The 18,105-nt window shown below is 72.0% G+C and carries 15 protein-coding genes; all 15 read left to right on the top strand.

Annotated elements, in window-relative coordinates; genetic code table 11:
• Positions 1-119: 119 nt before the first annotated feature.
• Positions 120-857: a hypothetical protein gene (locus V6V47_RS31700; RefSeq protein ID WP_334632243.1), complete on the top strand. Its 738-nt coding sequence runs from the start codon at positions 120-122 to the stop codon at positions 855-857.
• 153 nt (positions 858-1,010) lie between these two features.
• A complete protein-coding gene (locus V6V47_RS31695) occupies positions 1,011-1,475 on the top strand; it encodes a DUF948 domain-containing protein (RefSeq protein ID WP_334632240.1) in 465 nt (154 codons plus the stop codon).
• Positions 1,476-1,503: 28 nt separating this feature from the next.
• The gene (locus V6V47_RS31690) at positions 1,504-1,809 is read left to right on the top strand and encodes a hypothetical protein (protein ID WP_334632239.1); all 306 of its coding nucleotides are present in this window, start codon (positions 1,504-1,506) and stop codon (positions 1,807-1,809) included.
• Complete coding sequence (gene alaS / locus V6V47_RS31685; RefSeq protein WP_334632238.1) at positions 1,806-4,493, top strand: alanine--tRNA ligase; 2,688 nt, start codon at positions 1,806-1,808, stop codon at positions 4,491-4,493. The genes V6V47_RS31690 and alaS overlap by 4 nt, the downstream gene beginning before the upstream one ends.
• A 73-nt stretch (positions 4,494-4,566) precedes the next feature.
• Positions 4,567-5,028 (top strand): Holliday junction resolvase RuvX, encoded by a 462-nt coding sequence (ruvX, locus tag V6V47_RS31680; RefSeq protein WP_334632237.1) that lies wholly within the window; start codon positions 4,567-4,569, stop codon positions 5,026-5,028.
• Positions 5,025-6,245, top strand: coding sequence for an endolytic transglycosylase MltG (gene mltG, locus V6V47_RS31675; RefSeq protein WP_334632236.1), 1,221 nt, complete (start codon positions 5,025-5,027; stop codon positions 6,243-6,245). The genes ruvX and mltG overlap by 4 nt, the downstream gene beginning before the upstream one ends.
• On the top strand, positions 6,242-7,054 hold the full coding sequence (locus V6V47_RS31670) for a shikimate dehydrogenase (protein WP_334632235.1): 813 nt from the start codon (positions 6,242-6,244) through the stop codon (positions 7,052-7,054). Before mltG ends, V6V47_RS31670 begins: the two co-directional genes overlap by 4 nt.
• Positions 7,055-7,229: 175 nt before the next feature.
• Positions 7,230-8,930 (top strand): glycoside hydrolase, encoded by a 1,701-nt coding sequence (locus tag V6V47_RS31665; RefSeq protein WP_334632234.1) that lies wholly within the window; start codon positions 7,230-7,232, stop codon positions 8,928-8,930.
• A gap of 225 nt (positions 8,931-9,155) precedes the next feature.
• A complete protein-coding gene (locus V6V47_RS31660) occupies positions 9,156-11,093 on the top strand; it encodes a hypothetical protein (protein WP_334632233.1) in 1,938 nt (645 codons plus the stop codon).
• Between the two features lie 129 nt (positions 11,094-11,222).
• Positions 11,223-11,738 (top strand): acyltransferase, encoded by a 516-nt coding sequence (locus V6V47_RS31655; protein ID WP_334632232.1) that lies wholly within the window; start codon positions 11,223-11,225, stop codon positions 11,736-11,738.
• On the top strand, positions 11,731-13,326 hold the full coding sequence (locus V6V47_RS31650) for a lipopolysaccharide biosynthesis protein (protein WP_334632231.1): 1,596 nt from the start codon (positions 11,731-11,733) through the stop codon (positions 13,324-13,326). Before V6V47_RS31655 ends, V6V47_RS31650 begins: the two co-directional genes overlap by 8 nt.
• Positions 13,327-13,395: 69 nt before the next feature.
• Positions 13,396-14,676: an O-antigen ligase family protein gene (locus V6V47_RS31645; protein ID WP_334632242.1), complete on the top strand. Its 1,281-nt coding sequence runs from the start codon at positions 13,396-13,398 to the stop codon at positions 14,674-14,676.
• Positions 14,673-16,304 (top strand): lipopolysaccharide biosynthesis protein, encoded by a 1,632-nt coding sequence (locus tag V6V47_RS31640; RefSeq protein ID WP_334632230.1) that lies wholly within the window; start codon positions 14,673-14,675, stop codon positions 16,302-16,304. Before V6V47_RS31645 ends, V6V47_RS31640 begins: the two co-directional genes overlap by 4 nt.
• 8 nt (positions 16,305-16,312) lie before the next feature.
• Positions 16,313-17,215, top strand: coding sequence for a sulfotransferase domain-containing protein (locus tag V6V47_RS31635; protein ID WP_334632241.1), 903 nt, complete (start codon positions 16,313-16,315; stop codon positions 17,213-17,215).
• Positions 17,212-18,105 (top strand): hypothetical protein (locus tag V6V47_RS31630; RefSeq protein ID WP_334632229.1); only part of this gene is annotated, 894 nt, incomplete at its 3' end. The genes V6V47_RS31635 and V6V47_RS31630, both read left to right, overlap by 4 nt.

The following is an 18,105-nucleotide window of genomic DNA, read 5'->3' as shown; positions in this document are numbered from 1 at the left end:
CGCCGCCGGGCCGCCCCGGCGACGCGGCCGGGCCGGGATTCGGCCCACCGCCCGGACGTCCCGGCGAACCGGTCGGCGTGGCCCGGGCCGCCGCCGTGGTGCCCGCCGAGGTCGGCTCGATGGACCGGCCCGCGTCCGAGTCGGCCGACGGGCCGGCACTGCGCCCGGCCGGCCACGACGGGCCCGACGACGACGCCGCCTCGGGTGGCGCCCGGTCGGAGCTGCGCCGGCAGTCGCGCGAGCGGCGTCGGCTGCGAGCGGCGGTGCTGGCGTTGGTCAGCATCGTGCTGCTCGGCGCGGTGCCGCTCTTCTTCGGCATCCGCACGTTGAGCCGGGATCCGGTCTTCGACAACCTGGACCAGCTCAACGTGCCCGGCTGGGCCGCGGCCAAGACGGTCGACGACGTCAGCGGCAGCCGCTGGTGCCTGCTCGACTGCCGGCTGCGCGAGCGCACCGTCACCTCGGAGAAGTCTCCGGAGGAGACGGCGCGGGTCTACGAGAGCGCGTTGCGCGCGGACGGCTGGCAACCGTGGAAGGTGTCCCGCTGCCCGGAGCAGCAGACGAAGGGCAGCTACAGCTGCTGGCGCCGGGACGAGTTGACTCTCGACCTGTGGGTGCGCGAGCCGACCTGCGTACCGCCACCGGTCGACGGCGAGCCGGCGATCGTGCCGTCTCCCGGCCCGTCGGCCGCTGCGGGCGAGTGTGCCGGCTCGTTGGTGTCGGTGAAGGTGCGCAACGCGATCGATGACGAGCGGACCAGGCCACAGCCGACCACCGATCCGTCACTGACCGGAGAGGACCCGTACCCGACAGTCAGCGGAGACCCACTGGATGAGCCGACACCCTCACCGTCGTGAGCCGGTTTCCATCACGGACGGTAGGGTCTGGGGCTGGCGGGCCCGCCCGCCGCTGTTGACCGACGACGGGTTGGCAGACCCGCGTACGGGTTGACCAGGGTCGTGCGTTCCGGGGACGTCGGGTCCCCGGAACTCTGCTTGAGGAGGACACGCGTGGGCGACATTGGAGAGGTCGCGGCGCTGATCGCGGCGTGCGCGTTCGCGGTACTGGTGCTCATCCTGACGCTGCCCATCCTGCGGCTGCGGCACACCGTGGACGCCACCACCCGGATGATCAACGACCTCAACGAGCGGACGGCGCCGCTGCTCGGCGACGTGAACACCACGGTGAAGAACGTCAACACCGCGCTGGAGCAGGTGCAGACCTCGCTCGACGGCGTCAACCTCCAGCTGGCGAAGGTCGACACCATGACCAGCCACGCGCAGAACGTCACCGCCAACGTCGCCAACCTGGCCACCGTGGTTTCCGCCGCCGCGGCGAACCCGCTGGTCAAGGTCGCTGCCTTCGGCTACAGCGTGCGCAAGGCCGCCGCCAACCGCCGCAACGCCGAGACCGAGCGCGAGGTGCGCGACACCATCAAGCAGCAGCGTCGGGCCGCCCGGCGCGGCAACCGCTGACGGCCGGCGTACCAGGAGGTAGCGAGACATGAGGCGCTTGTTCTGGCTCGGCATCGGGCTGGCCGTCGGCGTGGTGGTGGTCCGCAAGGCGACCCGGACCGCGCAGGCGTACACCCCGGCCGGTATCGCCAGCCAGGTGACGCAATCCGCTGGCGGGCTGGTCGAATCGCTGCGTAGCTTCGTGGAGGACGTCCGGATCGGGATGGCCGAACGCGAGCAGGAGATCCACCAGGCGTTCGCCCAAGGCGAGGCGTTCGACGACCAGTTCGCCGAGCTGCGGGAATCCCCGCGGATCGGCGATCGAGACATCTTTCCGGAGGAACACCAGCGATGAAGACGGCGGAGATCAAGCGGCGGTACCTCGCGCACTTCGAGGCGAACGGCCACGCCGTGGTGCCGTCCGCTCCGCTGCCCGCCATCAGCGACCCGAACCTGCTGTTCGTCAACGCCGGCATGGTGCAGTTCGTCCCCTACTTCCTGGGTCAGCAGGCGGCGCCGTACCAGCGGGCCGTCAGCGTCCAGAAGTGCATCCGCACCCCGGACATCGACGAGGTCGGCAAGACCAGTCGGCACGGCACGTTCTTCCAGATGAACGGCAACTTCTCCTTCGGTGACTACTTCAAGTCGGGCGCGATTCCGCTCGCGTGGGACCTGGTCACCAAGTCGCAGGCCGACGGCGGCTTCGGGCTCGACCCGGAGCGGGTCTGGCCGACGGTCTACCTCGACGACGACGAGGCGTACGAGATCTGGCGGTCGGTGGGTGTGCCGGCCGAGCGGATCGTCCGCCGGGGCAAGGCGGACAACTTCTGGTCGATGGGCATCCCGGGGCCGTGCGGTCCGTGCTCCGAGCTGTTCTACGACCGGGGCCCGGAGTACGGCCGCGAGGGCGGCCCGGCGGTCGACGAGGACCGCTACATGGAGTTCTGGAACCTCGTCTTCATGCAGTTCGAGCGGGGCCCGGGCACCACCAAGGACGACTACCCGATCCTGGGTGACCTGCCGGCGAAGAACATCGACACCGGCATGGGCCTGGAGCGGATGGCCTCGATCCTGCAGGGGGTCGACAACCTCTACGAGATCGACGAGGTCCGGCCGATCCTGGCCCGGGCGGCGGAGCTGACCGGGAAGCGCTACGGCGCCCACTCCGGCCACGTGGCGAGCGAGTCGCACCCGGACGACGTCCGGCTGCGCGTGATCGCCGACCACGTCCGGACCGCGCTGATGCTGATCGGCGACGGGGTGACCCCGAGCAACGAGGGGCGCGGCTACGTGCTGCGCCGGATCATGCGGCGGGCGATCCGGTCGATCCGGCTGCTCGGCTGGCAGGACAAGGCGCTGCCCGAGCTGCTGCCGGTGGCCCGGGACTGCATGGCCCCGTCGTACCCGGAGCTGGCGACCGACTTCGACCGCATCGCGGACTACGCGTACGCGGAGGAGGACGCCTTCCTGTCCACCCTGCGTGCCGGCACCACGATCCTGGACACGGCGATCGCCGAGACCCGCACCGCGGGCGGCTCGGCGCTGTCCGGCGCGAAGGCGTTCCAGCTGCACGACACGTACGGCTTCCCGATCGACCTGACCCTCGAGATCGCCGCGGAGCAGGGTCTCCAGGTCGACGACGAGGGCTTCCGCCGGCTGATGGCCGACCAGCGGACCCGGGCGAAGGCGGACGCGCAGGCGCGTAAGACCGGGCACACCGACCTGTCGGCGTACCGGGGGGTGCTCGACTCGGGTGGCCCGGTGACGTTCACCGGGTACAGCGAGGTGGCGCGGGAGTCGACGGTGCGGGCGCTGCTCGGTGCCGACGGCCCGCGTCAGGCGGCGACCGAGGGCGACACGATCGAGCTGGTGCTCGACACGACCCCGTTCTACGCCGAGGGCGGTGGCCAGCAGCCCGACCAGGGCATGATCACCGTGGGCGGTGGCCAGGTCGAGGTGCTCGACGTGCAGCAGCCGGTGCCCGGCCTGATCGTGCACCGGGCCCGGGTGATCCGGGGTGAGGTGCGCGCCGGCGAGACCGGCTACGCCGAGATCGACACCACTCGGCGGCGGGCGATCTCCCGGTCACACACCGCCACCCACCTGGTGCACCAGACCATGCGCAACTTCCTCGGCGAGTCGGCCACCCAGGCGGGTTCGCTGAACGCGCCGGGCCGGCTGCGGTTCGACTTCAACACCCCGACCGGGGTGTCGCCGGCCGTGCTGCGTGACGTGGAGCAGCAGGTCAACGAGGTGCTGCTGGCCGACCTGGAGGTGCACGCCTTCATCACCTCGCTGGACGAGGCGCGGCGGATCGGCGCGATGGCGCTCTTCGGCGAGAAGTACGGCGAGGAGGTGCGGGTCGTCGAGGTGGGTGACTACGCCCGGGAGCTGTGCGGCGGCACGCACGTGGCCCGCTCGGCGCAGCTCGGCCTCGTGAAGATCCTCTCCGAGTCGTCGATCGGCTCCGGCGTCCGTCGGGTCGAGGCGTTGGTCGGCATGGACGCCTTCGGCTTCCTGGCCAAGGAGCACCTGCTGGTCTCCCGGCTGGCCGAGCTGTACCGGGTGCCCAACGATCAGGTCGCCGACCGGGTGGAGCAGACCGTCACCCAGCTCCGGGACGCGGAGAAGGAGCTGGAGAAGCTGCGCGCCCAGCTGGTGCTGGGTGGTGCTGCCGCGCTCGCCGCGCAGGCCAAGGATGTGCGCGGGGTCGCGTACGTGGGCACCGAGGCGCCGGAGGGTGCGGCCGGCAACGACGTACGGACCCTCGCTCAGGAGATCCGCGGCAAGATCGACAACATCGACCCGGCGCGGCCGGCGGTGGTCGCGGTGGCGGCTCGGGCCAACGGCAAGGCGTCCCTGGTGGTCGCGGTCAACGCGGCCGCCCGGGGTCGGGGCCTCGCCGCCTCGGATCTGGTGAAGGCGGCGTTCTCCGGGCGCGGCGGGGGCAGCCCCGACCTGGCCCAGGGCGGCGGCCTGCCCGCGACCGAGGCGCCGACGCTGCTGCTCACCGTCGAGAAGGCGATCTCCGACGCGTGATGGATGATCTTCTTCGAGCCAGGGCGGGCCGTTCGGTCCGCCCTGGCTCGTTCGATCCGAGGAGTGACCGTCGGTGACTGAGCTGACGCGTGGAGTCCGGCTCGGGGTGGATGTCGGCCAGGTTCGGGTGGGGGTCTCCCGCTCGGATCCGGACGGCGTGCTGGCCACCCCGCTGGTGACCCTGGCCCGCGACCTCACCACGGGGCCGGACGCGGTGCCGAGCGACCTCGCCGAGCTGGCCGCGCTCATCGCCGAGCACGAGGCGGTGGAGGTCGTCGTCGGTCTTCCGGTTAATCTCGCCGGAAAACTCGGCCCGGCGGCGGTCCACGTGAAGGCGTACGCTGACCGACTGGTCGATGTGATAGCCCCCGTCCCGGTAACGCTCACCGACGAGAGGATGTCGACGGTGGTCGCTTCTCGTAGGCTGGCCGAGCGTGGCGTCCGGGGCAAACGTCAACGTGCGGTTGTCGACCAGGCGGCCGCGGTGGAGATTCTGCAGAGCTGGCTGGACGCGCAGCGGAGGCGGACGCAATGATCGACGATCTGGACCTGGGGTTCGACGAGCCGGACCGGGGGGAGAAGGGTCGACACCGACACAGCTTCGTCCGTAAGCGCAAGGGCGGTTCCGGGGGCGGCCGAGCCAAGACGTTCCTGGCTCTGCTGCTGGCCCTGATCCTGCTGGGCGGCATCGGCGGCGGGGCCTACATCGGTTTCGACCGGATCCAGAACCACTTCGTCACCCCGGACTACGACGGCCCGGGCTCGGGCGAGGTGCTGGTCGATGTCAAGACCGGTGACAGCGCCACCGATATCGGCGCCACGCTCTACGAGGCCCAGGTGATCAAGAGCGTCAAGGCGTTCATCGAGGCGGCGGACGCGAACTCCCGCAGCAAGAACATCCAGGTGGGCCGCTACAAGGTCAAGAAGGAGATGCGCGCCGCCGACGCCGTGACCCTGCTGCTCGACCCGAAGAGTCGCGTGGTCAACGGTGTGACCATCCCGGAGGGCATGATCACCCTGGCGATCTACGACGAGCTCTCCAAGGCCACCAAGATCCCGGCCGCCGAGTTCAAGGCCGCCGCGAAGGACCCGATCAAGTTGGGCGTGCCGGCCTTCTGGTTCAACCGGGGGGACGGCAAGAAGGGGCCGAAGAGCATCGAGGGCTTCCTCTTCCCGGCGACCTACGAGATCCCCCCGAAGGCGACGGCCGCGCAGATCCTCTCGCTGATGGTGAACCAGTTCCTCGAGGTCACCAGCCAGATGAAGTTCGTCGAGACGGTCGAGGGCAAGCGGGGCATCTCCCCGTACGAGGCGCTGATCACGGCGTCCATCGCGCAGGCCGAGTCGGTCAATCACGTCGACTTCCCGAAGGTGTCCCGGGTGATCTACAACCGGGTGTACACGGACAAGTACCACTGCAAGTGCCTGGAGATCGACAGCGCGATCAACTACTGGCTGCGGTTGCAGGGCAAGGATCCGAAGGACTCGGACGTCCTCAAGGCCAGCGAGCTCAACGATCCCAAGAACCCGTACCGCACCCACGGTGCCGACGGCCTGACGATCACCCCGATCAGCAACCCGGGTGAGGACGCGCTGAAGGGCGCGATGAACGCACCCAACGGCGACTGGGTCTACTTCATGACCGTCGACAAGAAGGGCACGATGGGCTACGGCTCCAACGACGCCGACTTCCGGAACCTGCAGCGGCAGATGTGCAAGAACGGCGTGCTCAGCGGCGAGAACTGCTCGTGAGGGCGGCCGTGGTCGGCACGCCGATCACGCACTCCCTCTCGCCGCTGATCCACACCGCCGGGTACGCGGCGGCCGGGCTGACCGGGTGGTCGTACACCCGGATCGAGTGCGGCGCCTCGGAGCTGGCGGGTCTGGTCGACGGCCTCGGCCCGCAGTGGGTGGGGCTGTCGGTGACCATGCCCGGCAAGGAGGCGGCGCTCGGTCTGGCCGCTGAGACGTCGCCGGTCGCCGCCGCCGTCGGTGCCGCCAACACGCTGGTGCACCGCCCGGACGGCTCCTGGTACGCCGACAACACCGACGTCACCGGCATGGTGCAGGTGCTCACCGACGCGGGGGTGGCCGCCGGCGGCAGCATGACCGTGCTGGGAGCGGGCGGTACGGCCCGTGCCGCGCTGGCCGCCGCAGCCCGCCTCGGGTGCTCCTCGGTGACCGTGGTGGCGCGGCGGGCGGAGGCGATCCGCGAGCTGCGGCCGGTGGCGGATGCGTTGGGTGTCCTCCTGACGGCCGCCGACTGGTCCGGCGCCGCAGAGCGCATGGACGTCGACGTGGTCGTCGCCACCGTGCCGAAGGGGGTGGCCGATCCGCTCGCGCAGGCCGTGACCTGGCGACCGGGGACGGTCTACTTCGACGCGCTCTACGATCCGTGGCCGACGCCGCTGGGTGCCAGTGCCCTGGCGGCCGGCCTGCGGGTGGTGTCCGGATTGGATCTGCTGCTCGCCCAGGCCGTCGGCCAGTTCGAGCTGTTCACCGGCGTGGCCGCGCCGGTCGAGGCGATGCGGGAAGCCCTGGTGGCGGGCCGCCGCCGATGACCCCGGCGTGCGGTCGGCGTGGCCATCCGCACGATCCTGCGCAGTAGATCTCCTGCTCAGACGGCTTTCTTAGCGCACGGTTAAGACGCGCTTACGGGAAACTGTCCTCCGCGCGACATGCCAGGGGCGTCGATACGCTGCCCAGAGTTACGGCAGCAACCACAGGGAGTTTTCCTTGACCAGGCACGGACTGCACCGCATGACCCGGTTCCACCCCGGCCCCCGACGCAAGGCGATCGCCATCGGCGTCGTCGGCGGCTCGGTGGTGGCCGGCATCGTAGCGACCATGTTGCCGCTGCTGGCCAGCGACGATCTGTCCATTCACGCGGCGGCGGACACCACCGCGACCGCGGTCCTGCAGGACGGCGACAACGCCGTCAAGACGACCCTCGCGACCTGCTCGACGCGCTGCGACGGCAACCCGCGCGGCGGCCGGGAGGCGGTCATCGAGTTCGCGGTGACCACCCTGCCGGCAGCGGCGGTCAACATCCGGACGACGCTGCGGGTGCACGCCTGGCAGCAGTTCCCGGCCACGGTGACCGCGCATGCCACGCCGCTGAGCGCCCGCGAGGCCCGGCCGGCCCTGGCGCCGGCCGGTGTCGCGTTGGACAGCGTGACCGGAGTGTCGAAGGGCTTCAACGAGTGGGACGTCTCGGGGCTGGTCACCGGCAACGGCACCTGGACGGTCTCGCTGGCCCAGGCCGGCCTGGAGACCAGGATCTACTGGGCGTCCGCCGACAACCGGGACGTGGAGCTGCGGCCCCGCCTGGTGATCAGCTACGACATCGGTGCGCGTCCCTCGGCGACGCCGACCCGCTCGGTGCCGCCGACGCCCAGCGCCCCGCCGACCACCGCCGCGCCGAAGCCGTCGGCCACCGTCGCGCCGACCCGGACGCCCAGCCCGACGTCGAGCTCGACCGTCCCGCCCGGCCGCTGCGGCGCGGTGTCGGACAAGCTCGTCCCGTCCTGCGGTGCCTGGTGGGGCATGTACTCACCCGCCGGGGCGGGTGGCGGCTGGAACCACGGTAAGGCGATCACCGACGTGGAGACGCAGGTCGGGCGCAAGTTCGACATCGTGCACCGGTACCACGACTTCTCCAACGCGGGCAGCAACGGGGCCTTCCCCGACGCGTACGAGTCTCAGCAGATGCGCGAGGGTCGGCTGATGTTCTTCGCCTGGGAATCCCGCAACTTCTCCGCCGGCACCACCCTGAAGTGGGCGGATGTCTACAGTGGCCGGCAGGACGCGACCATCGACGCGGTCGCGGGCCGGATCCGGGCCGCCGGCGCGCCGGTCTTCATGGGCTTCGACCACGAGCCCGAGGACGAGCCGGGCAAGGGCAGCGACGCCGACTTCGTCCGCGCCTGGAAGTACGTGTACGAGCGGTTCGCCAAGGCCGGCGCGACCAACGCGGTCTGGGTCTGGACGATGATGGGCTGGTCCGGCCACTACTCCCGGTACGCCAACCTGTACCCCGGCGACCGCTACGTCGACTGGGTGGCCTACGACCCGTACAACTTCCATGTCTGTAACGGCAGCACGGTGTGGAAGAGCCCGAACACCACGGTGGACGGCTTCTACCGTTGGCTGGACGACAACGGCGTCGGCGCCGGCAAGCCACGGATGCTCGCCGAGTTCGGCACCAACTTCAACTCCGCCGATCCCGGCGCGAAGCAGCGTTGGTTCCAGGAGTTCCCGGCGGCCCTCAAGGCGCACCCGAAGATCAAGGCAGCGATCTACTTCAACTCGGCGGGCATGACCAGCCGTACGTCGACCTGCGACATGACGATGAACCACGACGCCTCCGCGGTCGCCGGCTTCACCCAGGCCGGCAAGGACTCCTACCTCCGCCAGCCCACCGGAGGGAGCCGCTGACGATCACGGCTGGAGTGGTGCCGGCAGTTCGCTGAGCCGGGTCGGACATCCGATCCGGTCAGCGTTCTGTCGGCAAGCGGATCGATGCACCGCCTGATCGGCGGATGCGCCTGTCAAGGTGGGCGAGGCACGCTACCTCGGGTTCACATCCCACCTTGGAGGCGCAGCGTGCCCAGACTCTCGCACTTGTGGCGTTTCGCCGGACCACGTCGTACTCGTGCGGGGGTGGTCGCGCTCGCGACCGTCGCCGCGCTGCTCAGCGTGCCCACCACGGCCTCGGCGGCGGTGGTGCCGATCCCCGAGACGGCGACCCTGGTGTCGGCGAACCCCAGCAACTCGACCCCTCACGCCCGCGACGGTGAGACCCGTGCCTTCGCCCAGGTGGGCGGCACCGTCTTCGTCGGCGGCAGTTTCACCCAGATCCGGCAGACCTCCGGCTCCGCCTGGACGACCCAGCGCTACCTGTTCGCGTACAACGGCAGCACCGGCACGATCTCCACCACCTTCCTGCCGGTCCTCGACGGCGCGGTCAACACGCTGATCGCGGGGCCGGGCGGCACGCTGATCGTCGGTGGCACCTTCAAAAACGTCAACGGGGTGTCCCGCAAGAACCTGGTCGCGCTCAACCCCGCCACCGGGGCGATCATCGACAGCTGGGTCGGTCGCTCCGACGGCGGCACCGTCCGTGATCTGGTGCTGCACGGCAACTGGCTCTACGTGGCCGGCGCGTTCAACTGGCTCAACGGCGTCGCGCACGCCGGGCTGGGCCGGCTCAACGCCACCACCGGCGCGATCGACCCGGGCTTCTCCATCAACGCCACCGTCGGACGGCACAGCACCACCTCGTACGTGTGGACCATCGATGTCACGCCCGACGGCAACACCCTGGTCGCCGGTGGCAACTTCATGGAGGTCAACGGCCTGCCGCGCAACCAGTTGGCGCTGGTCGACCTCACCGCCACCCCGGCGGTGATCGACTGGAGCACCGAGAAGTACGTGCCGCCGTGCGCGGCACCGGCGACCTTCGTCCACTACGCGCAGGACGTGAAGTTCGGCGGCGACGGCAGCTGGTTCGTGGTCGGCAGCAACGGTGGCGGCGGCTGGCCGACCGCGTACTGCGACGCGCTGGTCCGCTTCGAGACCGCCGCCCGGGGCAGCGGTCAGTTGGCCACCTGGATCGACTTCACCGGTAACGACACCATCACCTCGGTCGAGGTGGCCGACAACGTCATCTACCTTGGCGGGCACTTCCGCTGGATGAACAACCCGAACGCCAGCGACAGCGCCGGCCCCGGCGCGGTCGACCGGCTCGGCGTCGCCGCGGTGACCCCGGCGACCGGCATGCCGGTCAACTGGAACCCGCGCCGCAGCGGCGGCTCGGCGCTACCCGCGGGCGCCAGCGGTTGGGGTTCGTCGGTGCCGGTGCTGTGGCGCGGCTCGGACGGTCTCTACTTCGGGCACAACTCCGACGGGATGGGCGAGGAGTACCACGGGCGGCTCGGCGTGTTCCCGCTGGCCGGCGGGCGCACCTTCACCCCGAAGAACCCGCCGAGCGCGACCACCGGAAATCTCTACCTGGGCACCGCGCCGGGCACGGTGGCGAAGGTGCCGTTCGACGGTACGACGCTCGGCACCCCGGTCACGGTCAGCCAGCCCAACTACACGGCGGCCGGTGCGACCTGGCGGGTGGACGACCGGATCTACTGGTCGCACACGGTGGCCGGCACGCCCACCGGCAGCCGGATCGACATCTCGCTGTTCGGTGGCGGAGCGATCGGGTCGCCCTGGGAGGCGTCCGGCTACAACGACTGGTACAACCCGGCGGCGCTGACCGGCGCCTTCTTCCTCGATGGTCGGCTCTACTACACCCGTACCGGCACCAACAACCTCTACTACCGCTACTTCGAGATGGACGGCAGCTACCTCGGTGCCACCGAGTTCGCCCTGCCGACCACCGGCGTCACCTGGTCGACGGTGCGCGGCATGGCGTGGGTGGGCGGTCGGATCGTCTACGGCGCCACCGACGGCGCGCTGCGCAGTGTGGCGTTCGACCCGACGGCCGCGCCGGCCGCCGTGGTCGACGGTACGACGGCGACGGTGATCGCCACGGCCACGCCCGAGTTGTCCTGGTCCGTGCCTTCAACATTCTTCTCCGTACAGTGACGGGTAACCGTTCGTAATGGAACATCGGTAGATTGTTCACGTTGAGCCGGTGGCGGTACCACCGCCACCGGCTCCGCGACGGGGGGAGGCTCGTTGCCCGGCGCCGCTGGCATCCGCGCGAGACGCGCGGTGCGCTTGGTCTTCGCGGTCAAACGCGGCTGGTACCAGCTTCGCTACCGGCGGTTGACGCTCGGCCGGGACGTGGAGATCCGCGGCCGGATCCGGCTGCGCCGGGGGGTACGGGTGCGCATCGGTGACCGGACCCGCATCAACAAGCTGGTCCGCTTCGCCGGGCCCGGCGAGGTGCACATCGGCGCCGACTGTCTGCTGAACGCCACCTGGATCGGCACCTGGACGTCGGTGACCGTGGGGGACCGGTGCCTCCTGTCGGACTGCGAGCTGCTCGACAACGACTTCCACAACCTGCCGCCCGCGCAGCGGCACGCGCCGCCGGGGCCGGCCACCCGCGCCCCGATCGTCATTGAGGAGAACGTGTGGATCGGCGCGCACGCCCTGGTCCTCAAGGGGGTGCGGGTCGGTCGGGACAGCGTCGTCGGCGCCGCGACGGTGGTCCGTACGGACGTGCCGCCCAGCGTCGTGGTCGTCGGCAATCCCCAACAGACGGTGAAGAAGTTCCATGACTGATGCGCCTCCCGCCTCCTGGCCCACGGACAGCCCGCCCCCCGCCGCCCGTGCCCTCACGCTGACCGACCTGCTCCGGGTGCCGCTGCATCGGCTGCGACTGGTGCTGGCGGTCGCCACGGCCGGTCTGCTCGCCGCCCTCGGCTACGTGGCGCTGGTGCCGTCGGCGGTGAGCGCGAGCGCTGTGGTGGCGGTCCGGCCGGTGGTCACCGATGCGTTCACCCCCAGCGGCGCGGGCGCCGACCGCGCCGTGAACATGAACGTGGAGAGCGGCATCGCCACCGGCACCGAGGTGGTCCAGCGGCTCGCCGACTCGGCCGGCGGCGACCCGCGCGACATCCGCAACGCCCTCGAGGTCGAGGTGCCCACCGGCGGGCAGATCCTGCGCTTCACCTATCAGGCGCAGAGCGGGCAGCGGGCGGTGGAGAGCGCCAACCTCGCCGCACGGACCTATCTGGACGTCCGACGCACCATGTACGAGCAGCAGCGCGCCGAGATGCTGCGCTCCTACGACGCCAGCATCACCAAGGTCGTCGCCCAGCAGGCCGCCGTCCAGAAGCGGATCACCGGCGCCAAGGACAGCGCCAACTCGGACGCCGCGGTGGCCGAGCTGGCCGGGATCAACAATCAGCTCACCCAGCTCAACTCCGCCCGTACCGAGATCGCGGCGGTGGACATCAACCCGGGCTGGGTCACCCAGACCGCCGAGCGGGCGCTGGTCTCCTCCGCCGGGCACGGGGCGGTCTACGTGGTCGCCGGTCTGCTGGGTGGAGCGCTGATCGGCGTCGTGCTGGCGTACGCCTGGGAGTCGGCCGACCGGCGGGTCCGCTCGGTCGCCGACGCCCGGGACGCGACCGGCCTGCCGCTGCTCGGCACGGTGCGCCGGCCGGGGTTCCGGGGCAGTCCCCGGGCGGTCGACGCGGACGTCCGGTACGTGGCGATGGCGGTCGCGGAACGGGTCCGCCAGCCGGCCCGGGTCGCGCTGGTCAGCTCCCGGGAGGACGCCACGCTGCTCACCGCCGGGCTCGCCGTGGCACTCGCCGCCGATGGTCGGGAGGTGTTCGTCGCCGACGACAGCGGCCGGGTCGACCGGCTACGCACGGCGGTGCTCGCCGACCGGGGGCGGCTGCCCGTCGACCCGTCCCGCACGCCGGTACCCAAGCCCCGCCCGGCCGGCACCCCGGCCGTGGCCGGCACCATCCCGGACACGGCACCGCCCCGCCGACCCTCCCCGCACCCGCCCGGCGCCCGGCCGTCCACCGACCCGGACGCGACCCTGACGCTGCCGCGGGTGGCCTCCGCTCTGCCCGAGAACGGCCGGGCGGCCACCCCGGACGAGGTGACCGTCGGGGTGGGTAGCGTCAAGTTCGGCACCTGGCGGCAGGGCGCGGACCACGGGCTGGTGCTGTTCAACGCGCCGCCGGCGGAGTCCGACGAGCGCGGCGTCGCGGTGGCCCGGCAGGGCAGCGCCGTGGTGGTCGTCGAGCGGGACCGCACCCGGCAGGGCGACCTACGGCGGTTGGTGGAGCGGCTGCGCGCCGCGGGGGTCGCCCCGCTGGGCTTCGTGCTCACCCGCAACGGCCGGGCCTGATCGGTGTCGGTCACCCGCGCCCCGGCGACCGGGCCGCCGCCCGGTGCCGCCCCGGCGCCCGTCGCGCCGGTGCCGCTGCCGTCGCCACCGCGGCTGCCGCTCTGGCCGCTGTCGCTGATGTTCGGCCTGGTGCCACTCTGGTGGCTGCTCGGGGCGTTCTACCTCGGTTGGTCGCTGCTGGGCGCGTTGCTGCTCGCTCTGCTGCTCACCCGGGGTCGGGTGCCGTTGCCGCCGGCCAGCGGCCTCTGGCTGCTGTTCCTGGCCATCGTGGTGGTCAGCGCCACGCAGTTGCCGTCGCCGGCCTCGCTGCTGACGTTCGCCCTGCGGCTGGCCTTCTACGTGACCGCGCTGGTGGTCGGGGTCTACGTGTACGTCGCGGCCCGGGAACGCGCGGACCTGACGGTGGTGCTCAGCCCGCTCTGCGCGTTCTGGTTCGCGTTGGTGGTGCTGGGCTGGCTCGGGGTGCTGATGCCCCGGCTGGCGATGGCCACCCCGATGGAGGTGCTGCTGCCCGCCGGGGTGGCCCGCGCCCCGTTCATCCAGGACATGGTGCACCTGACCACGGCGGAGTACAGCTCCCGCTCGCTCAACCCGATCTACCGGCCGGCCGCGCCGTTCGCGTACACCAACAACTACGGCAGCGCGTACGCGATGACGCTGCCCTGCGTGGTGGCCTTCACCATGCTGCGCCGTCGAGGGCTGCTGCGCTGGGCGCTGTTGGCGTCGCTGCCGCTGTCACTCGGGCCGGCGTTCTTCACCCTCAACCGGGCGATGTTCCTCAGCCTCGGCGTCGGCCTGGCGGTGCTCGGGGTGCGGGCCAGCCTGCGCGGCAACGTCCGGGTCGCCGCGTCCATCGTCGGGGTGGTGGTGATCGGCGCGCTGGCGACCGTCGTCATTCCGATCACCGACCTGATCAACCAGCGCGTCGACTCGAGTGACACCAACACGGACCGGCTCTCGCTCTACACCGAGGTGATCCGCCGGGTGCAGGATTCGCCGTGGCTGGGCTACGGCGCACCGGTGAACGTGGACACCGTCTCCGCCGACGCTCCGATCGGCACCCAGGGGCAGCTGTGGATGGTGCTGTTCAGTCACGGCGTACCGGCGCTGGTCTGCTTCCTGGCCTGGTTCGTGGCCGCCGCGGTGAGTTGCGCCCGGGCGACCTCGGCCGCCGGGCAGTGGCTGGCGGTGGTGCCGGTGGTCTGCCTGGTGCAGATCCCCTTCTATGGCATGGCCAACCAGAATCTGACGGTCGCGTTCTTCGCGGTCGCCTTCGCGATGGCGCTCACCGAGCGGGAGCGGCGGGCCTGGTTGGCCCGGCCGCCGGCACTGCGGACGGTGCCCGCGTGACGGCCACGGCCCGGACGTCGGCCGACGCCGACCCGGAGCGCCCGGACGATCCGGCGACGCCGGTCGCTTCCGGGACGGCGGGGGACGCCGGTGCGGCCGAGACCCGGCGCAGCGCGCGCAGCGGCGTGGCCGGGCTGGTGGGCGCGGCGACCAGTGGCCTGTTCGGCTTCGTGCTGGCCGTGGTCATCACCCGGGGGTACGGGACGGCCGGCGCGGGCGCGTTCTTCGCGGCGATCGGGGTGGTCACCGTGGCCACGGCGGTCTGCACGCTCGGCGCGGAGACCGGTCTGATGTGGGCGCTGCCCCGGCGTCGCACCGGCGTCCGGGGGGACGCGGCCCGGGTGCTCCCGGTGGCGCTGATCCCGCCGTTGCTCGCCGGGCTGCTGGTCGCCGGCGCGGGCACGCTGGCCGCCGACGCGCTCGCTCCCCGGCTGTTGCGCGGCTCCGGCGACGCGGCCGGCGCGCTGCTCACCGTCACCTTCGCCGCGGTGCCGGTGGTGGTGGCGATGACCCTGCTGCTGGCCGCGCTGCGCTGCGTGCGGCCCATCCGGGCGTACGTCGGAGTGCAGTTCCTCCTGCTGCCGGTGGCACGCCCGGTGCTGGTCGGCGCCGCCGCGCTGGCCGGTGGTGGTCTGCTCGCCGGCATGACCGGCTGGCTGGTGCCGGCGGCCCTCGCGCTGCTGGTCAGCCTCACCCTGGTGGCCGGCCCGATCGGGCTGGGTCGCGGCGCGGCGCTGCGGCCCAACCGCGCCGACTGGTCGACGTTCTGGCGTTTCGCGTTGCCCCGGGCCGCCTCGGCCGCCATCGACGCGGGCAGCATGTGGGTGGGCGTCCTGCTCACCTCGGTGCTGGCCGGCCCGGCGGACGCCGGCGTGTTCGGCGCGGTCGGCCGGTACGTGCTGGCCGGTCAGCTGGCCATGCAGGGCCTCCGGGTGGCCGTGTCACCGCAGCTGTCCCGGCTGCTCGGGCGGGGCGAGCGGGCCGCCGCGGCGGCCGTGCACCGGCAGTTGACCACCTGGGGGCTGGTGCTGTCCTGGCCGGTGTACCTGCTGCTGGCGGTCTTCGCGCTGGCCTTCCTCCAACTCTTCGGGCCGGAGTTCACCGCCGGCGTGCCGGCGATGACGGTGCTCGCGCTGGCGATGCTCGTGAACACCGGGGTGGGCAACGTGCAGAGCCTGCTGCTGATGGGCGGGCGCAGTGGGCTGCACCTGGTGGCGACCCTGGCCGGGCTGACCGTGACCGTCTCGCTGGGGCTCTGGCTGATCCCTGGGCACGGCGCCACGGGAGCGGCGGTGGCCTGGGCCGCCGGTATCGCCACCGAGAATCTCACCGCCGCCGGGTTCGCCCGGTCGGTGGTCCGGGAGCCGCTGGTCGACGCGGCGACGCTGCGCGCGGCGGCGGCCACGGCTGTCGGCGTGGGCGCGGCGGCCGGCGTCGGCGTCCTGGTCGGCGGGCGCGGCCTGTCCGGGCTGGTGGTGGCGTTGGGCGTGCTGGCGGCCGGTTGCGTCGGCTTGTTGACGTTGCCCCGGGTACGCGCGGGTGTTCGGGTGACCATGAGGCAGATCCGTGGGCGAGATGGCGCGGCTGCGGCCGACGGGCCCGTCCCGGTGTCGACGAGAGGCAGGTGAGTTCCATCGTGGCGACCATCCGTGACCGGGTGAAGCAGCTCGTTCCGACCCAGGTGACGACCCGGGTGAAGGAGTCCCTCGTCGACTACGCGATGCGGACCAGCGATCGGCGGCCCCTGCCGGACTTCCTGATCATCGGCACCAAACGCGGTGGCACCACCTCCCTGTGGAACTACCTCATCCAGCACCCGCTGGTGCCCCGGCTCTTCCCCGCGTGGAACACCAAGTCGGCGCACTACTTCGAGGAGCACTGGGGGCGCGGCGAGGCGTGGTATCGCTCGCACTTTCCGACGGTGCGCCAGCGGGAGGCGTTGGCCAAGCGGCACGGCGGGCCGGTCCGGGTCGGCGAGGCCGCCCCGCTGTACATGTTCCATCCACTGGCCGCGCAGCGGGTCGCCGCGCTGATGCCGACGGTGAAGCTGATCGTGCTGCTGCGCGATCCGGTGGAGCGGGCGTACTCGCACTGGAAGGAGCGCCGCACCCACGGCATCGAGCCGCTGGACTTCACCGCGGCGCTCGCCGCCGAGGCCGAACGGACAGCGGGGGAGCGGGAGCGGCTGATCGCCGAGCCGGAGTCCTTCAGCGAGCCGTACGACTGGTACACGTACCGGGCGCGGGGCCGTTACCTGGAGCACCTGGAGCCGTGGCTGGAGCGCTTCGACCGGGCACAGATCCTCTTCCTGCCCAGCGAGGACCTGTACCGCGACGCTCGTGCGACCTACCGGCAGACCCTCGACTTCCTCGGGTTGCCGCCGCACGAGCTGCCGAACTTCAAGGTCTACAACGACCGGCGATCGTCGCCGCTCGAGCCGGCGGTGCGGGCCGAGTTGACCGACTACTACCGCCCGTACAACGACGCGCTCCGCCAGCGGCTCGGGTTGGCCCTCGACTGGGCGGACCGGGCGGCGTGACCACGCGGGTCGACGCGGCCACGGACCCTCGCTTTCGGGTGGACGGCCTGGGCTGGGTGAGCCGGGCGGTCTTCCCGGACGAGCGGGTCGGCCTGACCCTCGGTGGCGCCCCGCCGGCCGGTCATCGGGCGGTGGCCCGCTACGCCGTGGTGCCCTCGGTGGCCCGGGCCCGGTTCCTGGTGCCGCTGGGCGCGCCGCGCGCCGGGGCGGCGTCGCTGCTGGCGTACAACGCGCTGCGGCCACCGAAGGTGCGCGTACTGCGGGCTGTGCTCGGCGGATTGGCGCGGGTCGGCGCGGCGGGTCTGGCGCCCTTTCCGACGCTGACCGTCTCGGTGCCCACCGGCGTGCCCGTGGCCGACCTGCTGTTGACCGACCGGCTCTCCGCCGCGCTCGGCGGTACGCCGCTGCTGGCCGCCTGCGGGGTCCGCCCGCCGGACCCGAACGGCAAGCCCACCCTGCAACTGTTCACCAGCGATGGTCGTCCGCGGGGGTACGCGAAGATCGGCTGGAACGACGCCACCCGGGCGCTGGTGACCGCCGAGGCGGCGGCGTTGCGGGCACTGCGCGCGGTGACCGGCACCGCCGATCACCCGATGCCGCCGGGGCTGCTCACCGAGACCGCGTGGGCCGGCCAGGTGGTCGCGGTGATCGAGCCGCTGCCGCCGGCGGTACGCGGCGTGCCGGTCGACGATCCACCCCGGATCGCGGCACTGCTCGCGGTCGCCCGACGCGGCGTTCCGGCCGCCGAACCTCGGCCTTTGGCCGGGTCGACGTTCCTGGCCCGACTGGCCACACAGGCCGACCAGGCCGCCGCCGCCGACCTGGCCGCCGCCGCCGCCGACCAGGGCGCCGCCGCCGGTCAGGACGTGGCGGGCGGCCGGGGCGCGGCG

It is taken from the genome of Micromonospora sp. CPCC 205539 (assembly GCF_036906815.1).
Taxonomy (GTDB): Bacteria; Actinomycetota; Actinomycetes; order Mycobacteriales; family Micromonosporaceae; genus Micromonospora.
The sequence above is the reverse complement of the archived record's forward strand: the minus strand, read 5'-3'. Positions and strand labels throughout refer to the sequence as shown.

What these genes read in the sequence shown, in the direction of transcription:
- V6V47_RS31690 (WP_334632239.1), top strand. Translation starts at nt 1,504, where the DNA reads ATGAGGCGCTTGTTCTGGCTCGGCATCGGGCTGGCCGTCGGCGTGGTG.
- alaS (WP_334632238.1), top strand. Translation starts at nt 1,806, where the DNA reads ATGAAGACGGCGGAGATCAAGCGGCGGTACCTCGCGCACTTCGAGGCG.
- mltG (WP_334632236.1), top strand. Translation starts at nt 5,025, where the DNA reads ATGATCGACGATCTGGACCTGGGGTTCGACGAGCCGGACCGGGGGGAG.
- V6V47_RS31700 (WP_334632243.1), top strand. Translation starts at nt 120, where the DNA reads ATGGACCGGCCCGCGTCCGAGTCGGCCGACGGGCCGGCACTGCGCCCG.
- V6V47_RS31650 (WP_334632231.1), top strand. Translation starts at nt 11,731, where the DNA reads ATGACTGATGCGCCTCCCGCCTCCTGGCCCACGGACAGCCCGCCCCCC.